The sequence below is a fragment of the Paracoccus tibetensis genome, from assembly GCF_900102505.1.
In the GTDB taxonomy this organism is placed as follows: Bacteria; Pseudomonadota; Alphaproteobacteria; order Rhodobacterales; family Rhodobacteraceae; genus Paracoccus; species Paracoccus tibetensis.
On sequence record NZ_FMVT01000007.1, the window covers coordinates 166,089 to 184,582 of the forward strand.

Genomic DNA, 18,494 nt, shown 5'->3' on the forward strand with positions numbered 1-18,494 from the left:
TATCCGTCACGCGCGGCGCCGCTGCGGTCGATCAATGCGGCACAGGCTGAAGAAGTTGCTTTGCGAAAAGTTAAGTGCGCGCATATTGGGCCAAGAACCGCCGATGACCGCCTGTAGGCTCCGGTGGCGCTGCCCGAACGACGCCAAGCTGCGGCTAGTCGGCCGAGGGCTGCGGCGCGACGACGACGCGGGTCTGCCAGCTCTTGCACGCCCGGACGAGGATCTCGGGCAGGGGCCGGTCGGTGAACAGGCATTCCAGATCGGCCAGCGAGGCGATCCGGGCGGGCGCGCCGCGCGACAGCTTCGAGTGATCCGCGACGAGGAAGGTGCGCCGCGCCTGCCGCAGGATGGTCTGGCTGACCCCGACCTCTTGGATGTCGTAGTCCAGAAGGTCGCCGTCGCGGTCGAGACCCGAGCAGCCGATCACCGCCAGGTCGAACTTGAACTGCCGGATCGTGCCCATCGCCAGCGGCCCGACCAGCCCGCCATCGGACCGGCGCAGGCTGCCGCCGGTGACGATCACGTCGCAATCGGGATTGGCCGCCAGAATGTTGGCCACGTTCATGTTGTTGGTGACGACCAGCAGGCTGCGATGGCCCAGAAGCTCGCGCGCCACGGCCTCGGTGCTGGTGCCGATGCCGAGGAACAGCGAGATGCTGTCGGGTACCTCGGCGGCGCAGGCGCGGGCGATGGCGGTCTTGGCACCCTGGTTCAGCGCGCGCCGCTCCTCGTAGCCGATATTTGCGACGCCCGAGGGCAGGACCGCGCCGCCATGCACCCGCTCGAGCCGGCCGGCCTCGGCCAGGTCGGACAGGTCTCGCCGGATGGTCTGCAAGGTGACGCCGAAATGCGCGGCCAGCCCCTCGACCGTGACCTTGCCGTCGCGGCGCGCGATGTCGAGGATCTCGGGCTGGCGGAAGGTCTGGGACATCGGCGCCTCCTTTCCCATGATGTGCCATGCGCGGCGCGAAGGCACAAGATGTTCGCTGGTGCGCGGTTTTCGTGCCGTTGTTGGGCGAAGTTGCGCAAAATCATGCGATCGATCTAGAGAATATTTAACCGGCTCAGCTGCTTGCTGGCGAAACGCGCTTCGCGATGAAACGAACACAAAACGCTTTCCTTTTTGCGCGATGCGGGCAAGAATGGCGCGAGCAAGCAGGATGTAAGATGGCCGGGACAGGTGACATCGCAGGCGGGACGGTCGATCTGTTCGTGATCGGCGGCGGCATCAACGGCTGCGGCATCGCGCGCGATGCAGCCGGTCGCGGGCTGTCGGTCGCCTTGGCCGAGATGGGCGATCTGGCGCAGGCGACCTCGTCCGGCTCGACCAAGCTCTTTCACGGCGGGCTGCGGTATCTGGAATATTTCGAGTTCCGCCTCGTCCGCGAGGCCCTGGTCGAGCGCGAGGTGCTGCTGCGCGCCATGCCGCATATCAGCTGGCCGATGCGCTTCGTGCTGCCGTTCCACAAGGACATGCGCTTCGACAGCGAGACGCCGACCTCGAAGCTGCTGGGCGTTGCGATGCCCTGGATGCGCGGGCGGCGGCCGTCCTGGCTGATCCGGCTCGGGCTGTTCCTCTACGACAACCTCGGCGGGCGGAAAATCCTTCCGGGCACGCGCACGCTGGACCTGGCAGGCACGCCGGAAGGCGCGCCGCTGCAGGAGCGGTTCCAGCACGCCTACGAGTATTCCGACTGCTGGGTCGAGGATTCGCGGCTGGTCGTCCTGAACGCCCGCGACGCCGAGGCGCGGGGCGCGCGGATCATGACCCGCACCAAGGTCGTCTCGGCCCGGCGCGAGGGCGAGGGCTGGACGGTCACGACCGAGGGCGCCTCGGGCCGGCAGACCCACCGCGCGCGGATGCTGGTCAACGCGGCCGGCCCCTGGGTCGGCGAGGTGATCCACGGAACGATCGGGCTCAACTCGGCCGAGGGGGTGCGGCTGGTGCGCGGCAGCCATATCGTGACGCGCCGGCTTTACAACCACGACAAGTCCTATTTCCTGCAGGGCACCGACGGGCGGATCATCTTCGCCATCCCCTACGAGGGCGAGTTCACGCTGATCGGCACCACCGACGCCGAACATCACGATCCCTCGGCAAAACCCGAATGCACGCCCGAGGAGCGCGACTACCTGCTGTCCTTTGCCAACCAATACTTCCGCCGCCAGCTGACGGCCGAGGACGTGGTCTGGTCCTATTCCGGCGTCCGCCCGCTTTACGACGATGGCGCGCAAAGTGCGACGGCGGCGACGCGGGACTACACGCTGAAGGTCGATGCCCATGGCGCGCCGGTGCTGAACGTCTTCGGCGGCAAGATCACAACCTATCGCCGGCTCGCGGAGCACGCGCTGGAGAAGATCGCGGCGCATCTGCCCGGCCGCTCCGGACCCTGGACCGCCGGCGCACCGCTGCCGGGGGGCGATTTCCCGGTGGACGGGGTGCCTGCGCTGGTCGCGTCGCTGCGCGCGGAGCATCCTTTCCTGACCGAGCCTTGGGCGCGCCGGCTGGTGCGGGCCTATGGCACCGAGGCGGCCCGTATCCTGGCGGGCGCGAAGTCCGCGGCCGATCTGGGGCGCGATTTCGGCGCCACCTTGACGGAGGCCGAGGTCGTCTGGCTGATGGACCGGGAATACGCCGTTCGCGCCGAGGATGTCGTCTGGCGGCGCAGCAAGCTGGGCCTGCGGCTGGAGCCGGCACGGATCGCGGCACTGGACGCGTGGATGCAGGCCCGCGAGGCCGGAACGAAAGCCGCGGAATAGCGGCAACCGCCCTTGGGAGGGGGACGGCATGGCACTGGAACTGCAGGGGGTCAGCAAGCTCGTTGGAGGCGAGGTGCATATCCACCCCACCACCCTCAGCCTCGATCGCGGGACGATGAACGTGCTTCTAGGGCCGACCCTGTCGGGCAAGACCTCGCTGATGCGGCTGATGGCGGGGCTGGACCGGCCGGCCGAGGGGCGCATCCTCTGGGAGGGGCGCGACGTGACCGGCATGCGGGTCCAGGACCGGCGGGTCGCGATGGTCTACCAGCAATTCGTCAACTACCCCTCGATGACGGTTTACGAGAACATCGCCTCGCCCCTGCGCCTGTCGCGCGTGCCGAAGGCGGACATCGACAAGCGCGTGCGCGCCACCGCGGACATGATGCGCCTGACACCGATGCTGCAGCGCAAGCCGCTGGAGCTGTCGGGCGGCCAGCAGCAGCGCTGCGCGCTCGCCCGCGCGCTGGTGAAGGGCGCTGGCCTCGTGCTGCTGGACGAGCCGCTCGCGAACCTCGACTACAAGCTGCGCGAGGAGCTGCGGGTCGAGATCCCGCGCATCTTCGAGGCCTCTGGCGCGATCTTCGTCTATGCCACGACCGAACCCGAGGAGGCGCTGCTGCTGGGTGGCAACACCGCGACGCTGTGGGAGGGGCGGGTGACGCAGTTCGGCCCGACGCCGCAGGTCTATCGCCAGCCGGTGGATGCGACGACCGCCCGCGTCTTCAGCGACCCGCCGATGAACTTCCTGCCCATCACCAAGGCCGGCGGGCAGATCCGATTTGGCGCGGGCGGAGCGCCTGCCGGGCCCCTGGCCGGCCTGCCGGACGGGCGCTACCTCGCAGGGTTCCGCGCGAACCATCTGGGCCTGCGTCAACCGGCGCCCGACGCGTGGCGCTTCGACGGCCGGCTGACGGTGACCGAGCTAACCGGGTCAGAGACCTTCATCCATCTCGACCATCAGGGCGAGCGATGGGTGGGCCTGATCCACGGCATCCACGATCTGCCGCTGGACCGGCCGCTGACCGTCTGGCTGGAGCCGCGCCACGTCTATGTCTTCGGCGAGGATGGCCGCCTGGTCACCCCCGCTGCCTATGCCGCCGCCGCGTGAGGGGACACCATGGCCGAGATCACGCTTGAGAACCTGGCGCATTCCTACCTGCCCCGGCCGGCGCGTCCGGAGGATTTCGCGCTGAAGGAGCTGAACCACGTCTGGCAGGACGGCGCCGCCTATGCGCTGCTGGGCGCCTCGGGCTGCGGGAAGTCGACGCTGCTGAACATCATCTCGGGGCTGCTGATCCCCTCGCAGGGGCGCATCCTCTTCGACGGGCAGGACGTGACCACCGCCCCCACGGCCGAGCGCAACATCGCGCAGGTCTTCCAGTTCCCGGTCGTCTATGACACGATGACCGTGCGCGACAACCTCGCCTTCCCGCTGCGCAATCGCGGCCGTCCCGAGGCCTATGTCGCCGAGCGCGTGAACCAGATCGCCGCGATGATCGGGATGGAGCACATGCTGGACCGCAAGGCCCGCGGGCTGACGGCGGATGCCAAGCAGAAGATCAGCCTTGGCCGCGGAATGGTCCGCAAGGACGTGAACGCGCTGCTCTTCGACGAGCCGCTGACCGTGATCGACCCGCACATGAAATGGGAGCTGCGGACCCAGCTGAAGAAGCTGCACCACGACTTCGGCCACACGATGATCTACGTCACCCATGACCAGACCGAGGCGCTGACCTTCGCCGATAAGGTCGTGGTGATGCATGACGGCCGCGTCGTCCAGATCGGCACCCCCGAGGAGCTGTTCGACCGCCCCGCGCATACCTTCGTTGGCTATTTCATCGGCTCGCCGGGCATGAACCTGCTGCCGGCCGAGGTATCGGGCCGCGAGGCGCGGGTGCCAGGCGGCGTGACGCCGCTGGCCGCGTTCTATCCGGCTTTGTCGGGCAAGGTGCAGCTGGGCGTGCGCCCCGAGCATCTGCGCCTGTCCGAGACCGAAGGGCTGTCCGTCACCATCCGCCGGATCGAGGACGTGGGACGCCACCGCATCGTCAGGGCCGAGCTGGAGGGGCACGACCTCAACATCATCGCGCCTGAGGATCAGGTGATCGGGGCGGGGATGACGCGCGTCGTCCTCGATCCGGCGCGGGTCAACATCTACGCCGACGACTGGCGCGTGGACGCGGCCTGAGGGGCAGGGGAGGGGGGAGACATGGAAAAGACCGTCAACCACAAGGCCTGGTTTCTGGTGCTGCCGGTGCTGGTGCTGGTCGCCTTCTCGGCGGTGATCCCGCTGATGACGGTGGTCAACTACGCGTTCCAAGACACGTTCGGCAACAACGTCTTCTTCTGGAACGGCCTCGGCTGGTTCGAGGATCTTCTGGCCTCTGAGAGAATGTGGAACGCGCTTGGCCGGCAGCTGGTCTTCTCCGGCACCATCCTGGCCATCGAGATCCCGCTTGGCGTCTTCGTGGCGCTGAACATGCCCAAGCGCGGGGTCTGGGCCAGCGTCGTTCTGGTGCTGATGTCCCTGCCGCTGCTGATCCCGTGGAACGTCGTCGGCACGATCTGGCAGATCTTCGGCCGCGTGGACATCGGGCTGCTGGGCTACACGCTGGACAGCATGGGCATCCGCTACAACTACACTCAGAACCCGGTCCATGCCTGGGTCACGGTGATCGTGATGGATGTCTGGCACTGGACCTCGCTGGTCGCGCTTCTTGCCTATGCCGGGCTGCAGTCGATCCCCGACGCCTATTACCAGGCCGCACGGATCGACCAGGCGAGCCGCTGGAAGGTGTTCCGCTATATCGAGCTGCCCAAGATGGCGGGCGTCCTGATGATCGCGGTGCTGCTGCGCTTCATGGACAGCTTCATGATCTATACCGAGCCCTTCGTCGTCACCGGAGGCGGTCCCGGCAACGCGACCACGTTCCTGTCGATCGACCTGGTGAAGATGGCGCTCGGCCAGTTCGACCTTGGCCCGGCCGCCGCCTTCTCGCTGATGTATTTCCTGGTCATCCTGCTGATCTCGTGGGTCTTCTACACGGTGATGACCAATCTCGACAAACGCGGAGGCTGAGATGACCGCAACCGCTACCAATCCGGCCGCCGCCACCACCCGCACCCGCAGCCGCGCCATCCCGCGCGTCAACGGAAGCGCCGTCGTGATGGTCCTCTACCTGCTGTTCCTGATGCTGCCGATCTACTGGCTCATCAACATGAGCCTGAAGACCAATACCGAGATCACGAGCACCTTCAGCCTCTGGCCCCAGAACCTGACCTTCCGCAACTACGTCACCATCCTGACCGACCCCAGCTGGTACATGGGCTACGTCAACAGCCTGATCTACGTGGTCATGAACACGGTGATCTCGGTCGCGGTGGCGCTGCCAGCCGCCTATGCATTCAGCCGCTACCACTTCATGGGCGACAAGCACCTGTTCTTCTGGCTGCTGACGAACCGCATGGCGCCGCCCGCCGTCTTCGCGCTGCCTTTCTTCCAGCTCTACTCCTCGGTCGGGCTTTTCGACACGCATATCGCCGTGGCGCTGGCGCATTGCCTCTTCAACGTGCCGCTGGCCGTGTGGATTCTCGAGGGCTTCATGCGCGGCGTCCCGAAAGAGATTGACGAGACCGCCTATATCGACGGCTACAGCTTCGGGCGCTTCTTCACGCGCATCTTCATGCCGCTGATCGCCAGCGGCATCGGCGTCGCCGCCTTCTTCTGCTTCATGTTCTCCTGGGTCGAGCTGCTTCTGTCGCGCACGCTGACCTCGGTCGCGGCCAAGCCGATTGCCGCGACGATGACCCGGACGCAGGGCGCCTCGGGCGTCGATTGGGGCGTGCTGGCGGCGGCGGGGGTGCTGACCATCATCCCCGGCGCGCTGGTGATCTGGTTCGTCCGCAACTACATCGCCAAGGGCTTTGCCCTCGGCCGCGTCTGAGGAGGCCGCGTCATGGCATGGATGGCCTGGACCACCCCGACCGCGATCTTCTTCGCCGTCATCGCGCTGCTGCTGATCACCTTCACGATCCTCGCGATCCGCTTCCCGGAGACGCCCCGGCGCGGGGTCCTGGGGATCGAGACGACGCGCGGCGACCGGCTGTTCATCACGCTTCTGGGCTCTGCCTTCATCAACCTGGCCTGGCTGGGCCTGGTGGGTCTGGCGCAGCCCTGGGCGCTTCTGGTTTGCCTTGTCTGGGCCGCCATCGTCTTTCGGTGGGTCTAGACCGGGAAGGGCCTGCGGGTGCGAGGGACCCGCAAGCCGTCAGAGAGTGACCTCGCAAGACGGTTCCTAGGGAGGGAAACCATGAACTTGAGATTGCTGTCCACCACCGGGGTGATGCTGGCGCTGTCCGGCCCCGCCTTTGCCGACATCGAGGCCGCGCGCGTGTTCCTCGATGCCGAGATCGGCGATCAGTCCGTCCTCACGCGCGAGGAGCAGGAGGCCGAGATGCAGTGGTTCATCGACGCTGCCGAGCCTCTGCGCGGCATGTCGATCAACGTGGTCTCGGAAACGATCACCACCCACGAATATGAGTCCCGCGTCCTGGCGCCGGCCTTCACCGCCATCACCGGCATCCAGGTCACCCATGACCTGATCGGCGAGGGCGACGTCGTCGAGAAGCTGCAGACCCAGATGCAGACCGGCGAGAACGTCTATGACATGTACATCAACGACGCGGACCTGATCGGCACCCATTGGCGTTACCAGCAGGTCCGCAACATGACCGACTGGATGGCGGGCGAGGGGGCGGACTTCACCAACCCGGACCTTGATCTGGACGATTTCATCGGCCTCGCCTCGGCGACCGGGCCGGACGACAAGCTCTATCAGCTGCCCGTCCAGCAGTTCGCCAACCTCTACTGGTTCCGCCACGACTGGTTCACCGATCCCGAGATCATGGCCGAGTTCCAGGAGGAATATGGCTACGAGCTGGGCGTCCCGGTCAACTGGTCGGCCTATGAGGACATCGCCAAGTTCTTCACCGGGCGCGAGATCGACGGCCAGCAGGTCTTCGGCAACATGGACTACGGCAAGAAGGACCCCAGCCTCGGCTGGCGCTTCACCGATGCCTGGCTGTCGATGGCCGGCGCCTCCGACAAGGGCGAGCCGAACGGCTTCCCCGTTGACGAATGGGGCATCCGGGTGAACGACAACTACCAGCCGGTCGGCTCCTGCATGGCGCGGGGCGGGGCGACGAACAGCCCGGCGGCCGTCTACGCCATCGAGAAATACATCGACTGGCTGCAGAACTACACGCCGCCCGCCGCCGCCGGCATGACGTTCAGCGAGGCCGGCCCGGTCCCGGCGCAGGGCAACATCGCCCAGCAGATGTTCTGGTACACCGCCTTCACCGCCGACATGGTCAAGGAAGGCCTGCCGGTCATGAACGAGGACGGCACGCCGAAATGGCGCATGGCTCCCTCGCCCTATGGCGCCTACTGGGAAGAGGGCATGAAGGTCGGCTATCAGGACGTCGGCGCGGCCACGCTGATGCAGTCCACCCCGGTCGACCGGGCGCAGGCCGCCTGGCTCTACGCGCAGTTCATCGTCTCGAAGACCGTGGACACGAAGAAGAGCCATGTCGGCCTGACCTTCGTGCGCGACAGTTCGGTCCGGCATGAAAGCTTCACCGAGCGTGCCCCGAACCTCGGCGGGCTGGTCGAGTTCTACCGCTCGCCCGACCGCACCCGCTGGTCGGATACGGGGCTCAACGTGCCGGACTACCCGCGCCTCGCGCAGCTGTGGTGGCAGAACATCGGCGACGCCTCGTCGGGCGCCAAGACCGCGCAAGCCGCGCTGGACGCGCTCTGCGAGCAGCAGGAGGCGGTGATGGAGCGGTTGCAGCGTTCCGGCGTGCAGGGCGATCTGGGCCCGGTCCTGAACGAGCCGCAGGACGCGCAGTACTGGCTGGACCAGCCCGGCGCCCCCGCGCCGAAGCTGGAGAACGAGAAGCCCGAGCCGGTGACCATCGCCTACGAGGAGCTGATCCAGCGCTGGCAGGAATGAGCCTGGGCTGACACATTGACGGGGGGCGCGGCATTGCCCGCGCCCCTCTCCGCACGACAAAGGACCGGCCATGACCCATATCCTCGCCATCGACCAGGGCACGACCTCGTCCCGCGCCATCATCTTCGACGGAAAGCTGCGCCCCTGCGGCAGCGCGCAGGAGGAGTTCCCGCAGCACTTCCCGCGCTCGGGCTGGGTCGAGCATGACCCGGCGGACCTCTGGTCCAGCACCGCCGCCACCTGCCGCGCCGCGATCGAGAAATGCGGCAACCCGCGGATCGAGGCGATCGGCATCACCAACCAGCGCGAGACGGTCGTGGTCTGGGACCGCCGCACGGGCGAGGCCGTGCACAACGCCATCGTCTGGCAGGATCGCCGCACCGCCGCCTTCTGCCGCGAGCTGGAGGAGGCCGGGCATGGCGACATGATCACCGCCCGCACCGGGCTGCTGATCGACCCCTATTTCTCGGCCACCAAGCTCAAGTGGATCCTCGACAATGTCGAGGGCGCCCGCACCGATGCCGAGGCCGGTCACCTGGCCTTCGGCACGGTGGACAGCTGGCTGATCTGGAACCTGACGGGCGGGCAGGTCCATGCGACGGACGCCACCAACGCCGCGCGCACGATGCTCTACGACATCCACAAGGGCCGCTGGAGCCGCACGATCTGCGATCTCTTCGGCATCCCGCAGGCGATGCTGCCCGAGGTGCGCGACTGCGCGAGCGATTTCGGCACGACCCGCGCGGACCTCTTCGGCCGGCCCGTCCCGATCCGCGGCGTCGCGGGCGACCAGCAGGCGGCGACCGTGGGGCAGGCCTGCTTCCGGCCCGGCATGATGAAATCCACCTATGGCACGGGCTGTTTCGCGCTGCTGAACACCGGGGACACGCCCGTGACCTCCAGCCGGCGGCTGCTGACGACCATCGCCTACCAGCTGGACGGCAAGCCGACCTACGCGCTGGAAGGCTCGATCTTCATCGCGGGCGCGGTGGTGCAATGGCTGCGCGACGGGCTGAAGATCATCCGCAACGCCGCCGAGACGCAGCCCTTGGCCGAGGCCGCCGATCCGCACCAGCAGGTGATCTTTGTGCCCGCCTTCACCGGCCTCGGCGCCCCCTACTGGAGCCCGGACAGCCGCGGCGCGATCTTCGGCCTCACCCGCAATTCGGGCCCCGCCGAGCTAGCCAAGGCCGCGCTGGAAAGCGTCGGCTTCCAGACCCGCGACCTGATCGAGGCGATGCGCGCCGACTGGCAGGGCGATCTGCCCGCGCTGCGCGTTGATGGCGGCATGAGTGCGTCCGACTACACGATGCAGTTCCTCGCGGACCTTCTGGGCGCGCAGGTGGATCGGCCGAAGGTGCTGGAGACGACCGCCCTCGGTGCCGCCTGGCTCGCGGGGCAGGAGGGCGGGATCTACCCCGATGCCGAGGGCTTCATGGAAGCCTGGGCGCTGGACCGCAGCTTCACCCCGACCCTGGCGCCGGACGCGCGCGAGGCCCGCTACGCCGCCTGGCTGGAAGCCGTGCAGGCGACCATGCGCTATCACGGCGCCTGAGGCGGCCGCCTGTCCTCAGGCGGGCGAGGGGCGGGACAGGCGGTGGCGGCGCCAGACCTCGATCATCCAGCCCAGCATCACGGCGTTTAGGATGTGCCACATGAAATGCGTGCCGAAGGGCAGCGCGTCGCAGAGCGGCTGGTCCAGCGTGCGGAAGGTCAGCGAGGCGATCAGGATCGACGCGCCGATGGCGAGCCCGCGGGCCGTCTCGGGCAGGCGCCGTCGCAGCAGGACGGCGTAGATCAGGATCAGCAGCGGCACCGGCGCGTAGCCCGCCGACGACCCGATCCCCGGAATGCGCCCGAACAGCGGCACCAACGCGGCGGCAAAGGGGAAAAAGCCCGCGGTCACCAGCAAGGCCCATCCGGTCCGCAACCCGAAGAAGTCGCGCGTCGCGGCGAAGATGTAGAGCAGGATGAAGGCGAGGATCGGCAGCACGTCCATGAGCCCGGTCAGCCGGTTGGCATGGGTGTGAAACAGCCACGAGCCGATGCCGATCACGAAGAGGATGCCGGCCAGCGCCCGCCCCATCGCCATCCCCGGCCCCGCGAGGCGCCGCGCCATGACCAGCGCCGCGATGATGAAGGCGAGGTTGGTCAGCGCGTTGATCGGCTCGGACCAGTAGTCGGGGCCCGTCCGCTCGCAATAGGCATCCACCGGCGCCAGCCATTCCATCCCGCATCTCCCTGTGGCTCACGGCCAGCCTGAGCACGGGGCACGGCGCGGGGCAACGGCGAAGATGAAGCGGAAGCGGCCGCGGATCGATCAGCGCGGCTGCCCGCGGCCCGGCGCCGAGGCCGGGCCGCTGACTGGTTCAGCGCAGGTGGTGGACCTCCTGCAGGCCGTGGACGGGGGTCTCGATCCCCTCGAACCGGGCCTTGAGCTGCAGCGCCAGATACAGCGAGTAGTGCCGCGACTGGTGCAGGTTGCCGCCGTGGAACCACAGGCCCGGCTGCTGCGTGGGCTTCCACATGTTGCGCTGCTCGCCCTCCCACGGGCCGGGGTCCTTGGTCGTGCCCGAGCCGAGGCCCCAGCACTTGCCCACCTTGTCGGCCACGTCCTGCCCGATGAGGTCGGCCGCCCAACCGTTCATCGACCCGTAGCCGGTCGCGTAGACGATCAGGTCGGCCGGCAGCTCGGTGCCATCGTCCAGCAGCACGCCCGTCTCGGTGATCTCGGCGACCTGGCCATGGGCCAGCTTGATTTTGCCGTCGATGATCAGCTGGCTGGCGCCCACGTCGATGTAGTAGCCCGAGCCGCGGCGCAGGTACTTCATGAAGAGGCCGCTGTCGTCGTCCCCGAAGTCCAGCTTGAAACCGGCCTCCTCGAGCCCCTCGTAAAACGCCTTGTCCCGCTCGCGGATCTGGTCGTAGAGCGGCACCTGCCACTGGTGCATGATCCGGTAGGGCAGCGAGGCGAAGATCAGGTCGGCCTTCTCGGTCGTGACCCCGGCCGCCACCGCCTCTTCGGAATAGAGCGCGCCGAGGCCGATCTCCATCAGGCTGTCCGACTTCACGATATGGGTCGAGGACCGCTGCACCATCGTCACGTCGGCATCATGTTCCCACAGCGCCGCCGCGATGTCGTGGGCCGAGTTGTTCGAGCCGACGATCACCACCTTCCTGCCGGCATAGGCGTCGGGGCCGGGATGCTGCGAGCTGTGCTGCTGATCCCCCTTGAAGCGGTCCATGCCGGGGAAGCGGGGCATGTTCGGCTTGCCCGACATGCCGGTCGCCAGCACCAGCTCCTTGGGGTGCAGCCTCACCTCCGCGCCGTCGCGGTCGATGACGACGGTCCATTCGCCCTTGGCCTCGTCGTAGCGGGCGGACTTGCAGGTGCTGCGCGTCCAGTAGTTCAGCTCCATGACCTTGGTGTACATCTCCAGCCAGTCGCCGATCTTGTCCTTGGGGGCGAAGACGGGCCAGGTGTCGGGGAACTTCAGATAGGGCAGGTGGTCGTACCAGACCGGGTCATGCAGGCAGAGCGACTTGTAGCGCTTGCGCCAGCTGTCGCCGGGATTGTCGTTCCGCTCGACGATGATCGTCGGCACGCCCAGATGCCGCAGCCGCGCCCCAAGCGCGATGCCGCCCTGCCCGCCGCCGATGATCAGCGTGTGCGGCTGGCGGGCGTAGCCCAGCTCGCGCGCCTCGGTCTCGCGCGTCTCGCGCCAGCTGGGGCGGTTCTTGCCCGCACCGTGCCTGGCGCCGAGCGGGCGGGTGAAGCCCTTGGCCTCCTCATGGCCCTTCAGCTCCTGCAGCGCGGTCAGCAGCGTCCAGATGCGCCCGTCGCGCAGCCGCACGAGGCCGGTGCCGCGCCCCGCCTTCGTCTCGAAGCGGAACCAGGCGGTGATGATGCCGTCCTCTTCGGTCGCCGCCTCGCGCTCGTCCAGCTGCCAGCCGGTCGGGCGCACATGGCCCAGCTGGGCGCGCAGCATCTCGGCCACCGCGTCCGGCCCCTCCATCGTCCGAAGGTTCCAGGTGAAGCTGACGAGGTCGCGCCAGTGGCAATCGCTGACGAAAAGCGCGGCGGCGCGGTCGATGTCGCCGGCCTCGAGCGCGGCGCCCAGCTCGTCCAGAACCGCCTGAGCGCGGCTGGCGGTGTTCGTGTCCAGCATGATGTCCTCCCTTGTGGCTGGTCTCCTCGGGGAAAGGCTGGCGCAGGAGCGCGGCTCGCCACAGGAAAAACTGCCTGTGCCGCGGGGAAACTGCATGCCGCGCTGCAACATGGTTGCAGGCGCAACCGCGCGCAACGCGCGCGCAGCCTCGGTCCGGCGGGGTTCAGGCGGCCGGGACCAGCCCGGCGGCGCGGACGCGGCGCAGGACGGTCGAGCGGTTCACGCCCAGTCTCCTGGCCGCCAGCGCCATGTTCCAGCCGCAGGCGTCGAGGATGGCGGGCAGGTCCTCGACCTCGGCCTCGGGCGCAGGGGCCAGAAGCGGCGGCGGCAGGTCCGGGCTGTCGATCACCTCGCCGCCCGAGATCAGGGCGGCGGCCTCCAGCGTCGCGGCCAGCTCGCGCAGGTTGCCCGGCCAGAGGCGGGACTTCAGCTCGGCCCGCGCCCCCGCCGACAGGCGCAGCGCGTCGGGGCTGAGGCCGCGCAGCATCCGCTCGATCAGCCAGTCCATGTCCTGGCGCAGGTGCAGGGGCGGCAGGTCCAGCGCCGCGCCCGCGATGCGGAAGAAGAGGTCCGGCCGGAAGCGCCCGTCCCGCACCATCTGCGCCAGGTCGCAGCGGGTCGTGGCGATGATCCGCAGCGGGCAATCCGCGAGGCGGCGCAGCAGCAGGGCCTGCGCGGCGTGGTCCAGATCCTCGACGCCCTTCAGGACCAGCGTGCCGGGGCCGGGCGGCAGGTCCAGCGCCCCGGCCTCCAGCGCCGCGCAGTCCAGCAGCCGGAAGCAGCCGCCATCCCGGCGGCACATGTGGATGGCGCGGGCCAGCCGCTCCTTGCCGGTGCCGGTCGCGCCGCGGATCAGCAGTGCGAGGCGGCTTCCGGCCAGCCGCGCCGCCCGCTCGAGCAGCGCCTGCATGTGCGGATCGGGCCCGGCGAGGCTGGAGAGGCCGCCCGGAAGCTGCGTCCCCTGCCGCGGCAGTCGGACGGTCTGCGGCGCGATGGCATGGCCAAAGAGCGCGCGCCCGTCGGGCAGGCGGATCACCCGGTCCTCGGCAGGCCGGCCCCGCATCAGGTCGGGCAGGTCGTCCACCGTCAGCGTCGTCACCTCGTCGAGGCGCCGGCCCAGCAGCTGGGGGCCAAGGGCCGTGCGCGCCGCATGGGTCATGCCGATGATCGTGCCCGCGCCGTCCAGCGCCACCGCCGCCTCGGGATCCACCTCGAGGAATTCGGGGCTGGAGGAGAGGCGCAGCACCCATTCCCGCCGCGCCATCGCCATCAGGTTCGCCATCTCGACCCGCCGCGCGGCCGTGCGCACCAGCGTCATGGCGAGGTTCTGGCTGGCCTTGGGCTGGGGCGAGCGCAGCAGCGACAGGTCCAGCACCGCCGCCAGCTGGCCCGACGTGTCGAAGATCGGCGCCGCGGTGCAGGAGAGGGGCGTGTGATGCAGGTCGAAATGGTCGCTCTGGTGGATGGTCACCGCCTCGCCGGTCGCGATGCAGGCGCCGACGCCGCAGGTGCCGGCCAGATGCTCGGACCAGTCCGAGCCGAGGTAGAGGCCGGCCGCCTGCAGCTCGGCCTCGAAGCGCGGATCGCCGAAGAAGTCGACCGTGACGCTTTTCGCGTCGGCCAGCAGCAGCACGTAGTTTTGCCCGGCGACCTGCCGGAACAGGCTCTCCAGCCCCGAGCGGGCGATGGCGATCAGCCGCTCGGCCTGTTCGCGGTGCGCCCGAAGCTGCGCCTCGGGCACGATATGGGCGGGGCTGGATCGTGCCGGGTCCAGCCCGTGCCGCTCGACGCAGCGCCGCCAGCTGGCCAGCACGACGCTGTCGCGCGTGGTCGGGCGCCCCTGAAGGACGCGCTCGATCTCCCTGACATGCTCGACATCGCGCATGACGGCCCTCCTCCCCCGCGGCCAGCATGGGCAAGCTCGGACGCCCGATCAAGCCTGCGATGAGCGGCGCCTGTCCGGCAGCGGAAGAAGCGCAGGAACATTTCGCGTCCCGTCAGGTTTTCCGACGTGCCTCGACCACGGGGCAGGTCTGGGAGGACGACATGAAACTTTACACGACATTGATGGCAAGCTGCGCCTTCGCCATGGCGGCGGTCTCGGCGCAGGCGAATTGTGCCGAGGACCTGGCGCGCCTGACCGGCGAAAGCGTCGAGCCCGCCGGCGGCACCGGCATGGCCGCCGGCTCGGCCGGAATGGACAGCACCGCGGGCGGCGCGACGACGGGTGCCAGCACGGACGCGGCTGGCATGGCCGAGGGCGAGGGCATCGCCAAGGACGGCAGCCTCGCGCCGCTGGAGACCGCTGACGGCACCGATCCCACGCAGCGGGCGATGTCCGGGCAGGACGCCCAGGCCCAGCAGGACGGCGAGCCGACCGCCGCCGAGATGGCGGAAGGCACGACCGCGCCCGAGGGCACGACTGACTCGGCAGGCGGCGCGATGACCGGTACCGAGGTCGCGGGCGCTGACGCCACCGCGACGGGCGGCGCCTCTGCCGACGCGGCCACCGGCGAGACGGCGGACAGCGTCGCCGACGCGACGGGCAGCATCAGCATGGACAGCGAGCCGGTCGATGTCGGCACCGAGACCAGCGCCGATGCCGGAGCCGCGGGCATGGCGACGGACAGCGCCAGCACCGACATGGCCGCCTCGAGCGATATGTCGACCGACACCTCGACCGACACCACGACCGACATGGCCGCGGGCAGCACGGACATGGCCGCCGGCGCCGATGCCTCGGCGACGCCGGACATGACCAGCGCCGATGCGGCGACGGACGGCTCGACCGACATGGCGGGCGCCGGAACCGACACCGCCGGCAGCGACACGGCAACGACCGACATGGCCAGCACCGACACCGCCAGCACCGACACGGCAACGACCGATACGGCCAGCACCGACATGGCGAGCACGGGCGCGGACATGACCGCCACCACGCCGCTGCCGGATGCCGCGTCGGACGCCGCCAACGACGCCATGGCCGACGCTCCGGCCACCGGCGAGACCGACCGCGACGCGATCATCACCCGCGCCCGCGCCGCCCTCGGCGCCGGTGACGAGGAAGCCTGCCGCGCCGCGGTGGCCGAACTCGAGGCGCTCTGATCCCCTCAGGCACCGGGCGGGCCTCGGCCTGCCCGGCGCATTGCGGGCCGCGCGGGTGGGTAGGGAACCTTTCCCCCCGCTCGCGCGCTTCGGCGTGCAGATGTTCCCCTGCCACCGAGCCTGGCAGGCCCGGCGTTCTTCTTTCGCCCGGCCCGCTTGCGGTCGCACCGACCAAGGCGCATCTGACCTGTTGACGAACAAGGAGATTCAGATGCGCAGCACGATTCTGGCCACCGCCGCCGCCCTTCTGGCCATGGCCGGCACCGCCGCCGCCGACACGATCCGCGTCGGCATGTCGGGGGGGTATTTCCCCTTCACCTTCACCCGCGCGGACGAGTTGCAGGGCTTCGAGGTGGATTTCCTGCGCGCCGTCGCGGAAGAGACCGGGGACGAGGTCGAGTTCGTCACCATGTCCTTCTCGGGCCTCATCGGCGCGCTGGAGGCCGGGCGCATCGACACCGTCGCCAACCAGATCACCATCACCCCCGAACGCGAGGCCCGCTTCGCCTTCACCCAGCCCTATGTCTACGACGGCGCGCAGGTCGTCGTCCGGCAGGGCAACGAGACCGAGATCACCGGCCCCGAGGACCTGCGCGGGCGCAGCGTCGCGGTCAACCTCGGCTCGAACTACGAGCAGCTGCTGCGCGAGCTGCCCTATGCCGACGAGATCGACATCCGCACCTACGAGAGCAACATCGAGCAGGACACCGCGCTCGGCCGCGTGGACGCCTTCGTGATGGACCGCGTCAGCACCTCGCAGGTGATCGAGCAGAGCCGCCTGCCGCTGGTCCAGGCCGGCGCGCCCTTCAGCGAGATCCAGAACGCCCTTCCCTTCCGCAACGACGAGGCCGGCCAGGCGCTGCGCGACCGCGTCGACGCGGCCATCACCACGCTGAAGGAGAACGGCACGCTGGCCGAAATTTCGCAGCGCTGGCTCGGCGATGACGTGACGGCCCCGGCCGAGGGCGCGGACGCAGCCCCGGCTGAGTGATGCGGCCGCTGGACCTCGGCTACATGGCGGAACTCGCGCCGGTGATCGCCGGCTACGTGCCGCTGACGCTGATGATGGCGGTGATCGCGATGATCGCCGCCCTCGTGCTGGCCGCGCTTCTGGCCATCGTGCGCGTGCTGCGCGTGCCGGTGCTGGACCGCCTCGTGGCGGTCTTCATCAGCTTCTTCCGCGGCACGCCGCTGCTGGTCCAGCTGTTTCTCTTCTATTTCGGCCTGCCGCAGGTCGTCCCGCCGATGACCGGCATCGACGGCGTGACCGCCGCGATCATCGGCCTGACGCTGCATTTCTCGGCCTACATGGCCGAGAGCATCCGGGGCGCGATCCTCGGCGTCGACCGCAGCCAATGGGAGGCCGCGCAGTCCATCGGCATGACACAGGGCCAGCTGCTGCGGCGCATCGTGCTGCCGCAGGCCACGCGCACCGCCGCGCCGACGCTGATGAACTACTTCATCGACATGATCAAAAGCACCTCGCTGGCCTTCACCCTCGGCGTGACCGAGATGATGGGCGCAGCGCAGAAGGAGGCCGCCGGCAGCTTCATGTATCTCGAGGCGTTCCTCGTCGTCGCGCTGATCTACTGGGCCATCGTCGAGACGCTGTCGGTCGGCCAGCGCCGGCTGGAAGCGCGGCTCGGACGGGCGGTGGCGCGATGAGCTGCGAGATCGACATCCGCGGGCTGACCAAGCGCTTCGGCGCGAACACGGTGCTGGACGGGATCGACCTCTGCCTGCAACCGGGCGAGCGGGTGGCGATCATCGGCCCCTCGGGCACCGGGAAGTCGACGCTGCTGCGCTGCCTCAACTTCCTCGACCGTCCCGATGCGGGGGTGCTGAAGCTGGGCGATCTGACGGTCGACGCCGCCAAGGCCAGTCGCGCGCAGATCCTGGCGCTGCGCCGCCGGACGGCCTTCGTCTTCCAGAACTACGGGCTGTTCGCCAACAAGACCGCCCGGCAGAACCTGACCGAGGGGCTGACGGTGGTGCGCGGCTGGTCCGCCGCCCGGGCCGAGGCGCGCGCGGACGAGATCCTGGCGCAGATCGGGCTGGCGGACCGCGGCGACAGCTATCCGGCGTCGCTGTCGGGCGGGCAGCAGCAGCGCGTCGGGATCGGCCGTGCGATGGCGCTGGACGCGGACCTCATGCTGCTGGACGAGCCGACCAGCGCGCTGGATCCCGAATGGGTGGGCGAGGTGCTGGACCTCATCCGCCGCATCGCCGACGGCCGCCAGACCATGCTGATCGTTACGCACGAGATGCAGTTCGCCCGCGAGATCGCCGACCGCATCGTCTTCATGGAGGGCGGCCGCATCGTCGAGGAGGGCCCGCCCGCCCAGATCTTCGGCGACCCTCGCGATGCCCGCACCCGCGCCTTCCTGCGCCGCGTCGGCTGAAGCGGGCCCTCGCGGCAGGGGGTGATTCGCCGGTCCGGATC

General features: G+C 69.0%; 16 protein-coding genes. 12 read left to right on the top strand and 4 right to left on the bottom strand.

The window, feature by feature from the left end:
* Positions 1-154: 154 nt before the first annotated feature.
* Positions 155-931, bottom strand: a complete 777-nt coding sequence (locus BLP73_RS11565; RefSeq protein ID WP_090744385.1) for a DeoR/GlpR family DNA-binding transcription regulator — start codon at positions 929-931, stop codon at positions 155-157.
* 236 nt (positions 932-1,167) lie between these two features.
* Between BLP73_RS11565 and glpD the strand changes: the two genes are divergently transcribed.
* From glpD to glpK, 8 genes are all read left to right on the top strand, one after another.
* Positions 1,168-2,760: a glycerol-3-phosphate dehydrogenase gene (glpD, locus tag BLP73_RS11570; protein ID WP_090744388.1), complete on the top strand. Its 1,593-nt coding sequence runs from the start codon at positions 1,168-1,170 to the stop codon at positions 2,758-2,760.
* Between the two features lie 28 nt (positions 2,761-2,788).
* Positions 2,789-3,871 (top strand): ABC transporter ATP-binding protein, encoded by a 1,083-nt coding sequence (locus tag BLP73_RS11575; protein ID WP_090744390.1) that lies wholly within the window; start codon positions 2,789-2,791, stop codon positions 3,869-3,871.
* Between the two features lie 9 nt (positions 3,872-3,880).
* On the top strand, positions 3,881-4,951 hold the full coding sequence (locus tag BLP73_RS11580) for an ABC transporter ATP-binding protein (protein WP_090744392.1): 1,071 nt from the start codon (positions 3,881-3,883) through the stop codon (positions 4,949-4,951).
* 21 nt (positions 4,952-4,972) lie between these two features.
* On the top strand, positions 4,973-5,842 hold the full coding sequence (locus BLP73_RS11585; protein WP_090744395.1) for a carbohydrate ABC transporter permease: 870 nt from the start codon (positions 4,973-4,975) through the stop codon (positions 5,840-5,842).
* A 1-nt stretch (position 5,843) separates the two neighbouring features.
* Positions 5,844-6,707, top strand: a complete 864-nt coding sequence (locus tag BLP73_RS11590; protein WP_090744398.1) for a carbohydrate ABC transporter permease — start codon at positions 5,844-5,846, stop codon at positions 6,705-6,707.
* A 12-nt stretch (positions 6,708-6,719) separates the two neighbouring features.
* The gene (locus BLP73_RS11595) at positions 6,720-6,992 is read left to right on the top strand and encodes a DUF2160 domain-containing protein (protein ID WP_090744401.1); all 273 of its coding nucleotides are present in this window, start codon (positions 6,720-6,722) and stop codon (positions 6,990-6,992) included.
* An 81-nt stretch (positions 6,993-7,073) separates the two neighbouring features.
* Entirely contained in the window at positions 7,074-8,777 is a 1,704-nt protein-coding gene (locus tag BLP73_RS11600) for an ABC transporter substrate-binding protein (RefSeq protein WP_090744404.1), read from the top strand.
* A gap of 70 nt (positions 8,778-8,847) precedes the next feature.
* Entirely contained in the window at positions 8,848-10,332 is a 1,485-nt protein-coding gene (gene glpK, locus BLP73_RS11605) for a glycerol kinase GlpK (protein ID WP_090744409.1), read from the top strand.
* Between the two features lie 15 nt (positions 10,333-10,347).
* Here glpK and BLP73_RS11610 read toward each other — a convergent pair whose 3' ends face one another.
* The 3 genes from BLP73_RS11610 to BLP73_RS11620 form a co-directional block, all read right to left on the bottom strand.
* Positions 10,348-11,007, bottom strand: coding sequence for a ceramidase domain-containing protein (locus BLP73_RS11610; protein WP_090744412.1), 660 nt, complete (start codon positions 11,005-11,007; stop codon positions 10,348-10,350).
* Between the two features lie 139 nt (positions 11,008-11,146).
* A complete protein-coding gene (locus BLP73_RS11615; protein WP_090744415.1) occupies positions 11,147-12,946 on the bottom strand; it encodes an NAD(P)/FAD-dependent oxidoreductase in 1,800 nt (599 codons plus the stop codon).
* 163 nt (positions 12,947-13,109) lie between these two features.
* Positions 13,110-14,831, bottom strand: a complete 1,722-nt coding sequence (locus tag BLP73_RS11620; RefSeq protein ID WP_090744418.1) for a sigma-54-dependent Fis family transcriptional regulator — start codon at positions 14,829-14,831, stop codon at positions 13,110-13,112.
* A gap of 161 nt (positions 14,832-14,992) precedes the next feature.
* Here BLP73_RS11620 and BLP73_RS11625 point away from each other — a divergent pair, with 161 nt between their 5' ends.
* The 4 genes from BLP73_RS11625 to BLP73_RS11640 all read left to right on the top strand — a co-directional run bounded on the left by BLP73_RS11625 (position 14,993) and on the right by BLP73_RS11640 (position 18,453).
* Positions 14,993-16,051 (top strand): prolipoprotein diacylglyceryl transferase, encoded by a 1,059-nt coding sequence (locus BLP73_RS11625; protein ID WP_139165949.1) that lies wholly within the window; start codon positions 14,993-14,995, stop codon positions 16,049-16,051.
* A gap of 211 nt (positions 16,052-16,262) precedes the next feature.
* Positions 16,263-17,042, top strand: a complete 780-nt coding sequence (locus BLP73_RS11630; protein WP_090744427.1) for an amino acid ABC transporter substrate-binding protein — start codon at positions 16,263-16,265, stop codon at positions 17,040-17,042.
* Positions 17,042-17,716, top strand: coding sequence for an amino acid ABC transporter permease (locus BLP73_RS11635; RefSeq protein WP_090744430.1), 675 nt, complete (start codon positions 17,042-17,044; stop codon positions 17,714-17,716). Before BLP73_RS11630 ends, BLP73_RS11635 begins: the two co-directional genes overlap by 1 nt.
* Positions 17,713-18,453 carry an amino acid ABC transporter ATP-binding protein gene (locus tag BLP73_RS11640; protein WP_090744433.1) on the top strand — a complete coding sequence of 247 codons (741 nt, stop codon included), beginning with the start codon at positions 17,713-17,715 and terminating at the stop codon, positions 18,451-18,453. The genes BLP73_RS11635 and BLP73_RS11640 overlap by 4 nt, the downstream gene beginning before the upstream one ends.
* Positions 18,454-18,494: the final 41 nt, after the last annotated feature.

Coding starts and splice junctions, on each gene's coding strand:
- BLP73_RS11565 (WP_090744385.1), bottom strand. CDS start 931: ATGTCCCAGACCTTCCGCCAGCCCGAGATCCTCGACATCGCGCGCCGC.
- glpD (WP_090744388.1), top strand. CDS start 1,168: ATGGCCGGGACAGGTGACATCGCAGGCGGGACGGTCGATCTGTTCGTG.
- BLP73_RS11575 (WP_090744390.1), top strand. CDS start 2,789: ATGGCACTGGAACTGCAGGGGGTCAGCAAGCTCGTTGGAGGCGAGGTG.
- BLP73_RS11580 (WP_090744392.1), top strand. CDS start 3,881: ATGGCCGAGATCACGCTTGAGAACCTGGCGCATTCCTACCTGCCCCGG.
- BLP73_RS11585 (WP_090744395.1), top strand. CDS start 4,973: ATGGAAAAGACCGTCAACCACAAGGCCTGGTTTCTGGTGCTGCCGGTG.
- BLP73_RS11590 (WP_090744398.1), top strand. CDS start 5,844: ATGACCGCAACCGCTACCAATCCGGCCGCCGCCACCACCCGCACCCGC.
- BLP73_RS11595 (WP_090744401.1), top strand. CDS start 6,720: ATGGCATGGATGGCCTGGACCACCCCGACCGCGATCTTCTTCGCCGTC.
- BLP73_RS11600 (WP_090744404.1), top strand. CDS start 7,074: ATGAACTTGAGATTGCTGTCCACCACCGGGGTGATGCTGGCGCTGTCC.
- glpK (WP_090744409.1), top strand. CDS start 8,848: ATGACCCATATCCTCGCCATCGACCAGGGCACGACCTCGTCCCGCGCC.
- BLP73_RS11610 (WP_090744412.1), bottom strand. CDS start 11,007: ATGGAATGGCTGGCGCCGGTGGATGCCTATTGCGAGCGGACGGGCCCC.
- BLP73_RS11615 (WP_090744415.1), bottom strand. CDS start 12,946: ATGCTGGACACGAACACCGCCAGCCGCGCTCAGGCGGTTCTGGACGAG.
- BLP73_RS11620 (WP_090744418.1), bottom strand. CDS start 14,831: ATGCGCGATGTCGAGCATGTCAGGGAGATCGAGCGCGTCCTTCAGGGG.
- BLP73_RS11625 (WP_139165949.1), top strand. CDS start 14,993: ATGAAACTTTACACGACATTGATGGCAAGCTGCGCCTTCGCCATGGCG.
- BLP73_RS11630 (WP_090744427.1), top strand. CDS start 16,263: ATGCGCAGCACGATTCTGGCCACCGCCGCCGCCCTTCTGGCCATGGCC.
- BLP73_RS11635 (WP_090744430.1), top strand. CDS start 17,042: ATGCGGCCGCTGGACCTCGGCTACATGGCGGAACTCGCGCCGGTGATC.
- BLP73_RS11640 (WP_090744433.1), top strand. CDS start 17,713: ATGAGCTGCGAGATCGACATCCGCGGGCTGACCAAGCGCTTCGGCGCG.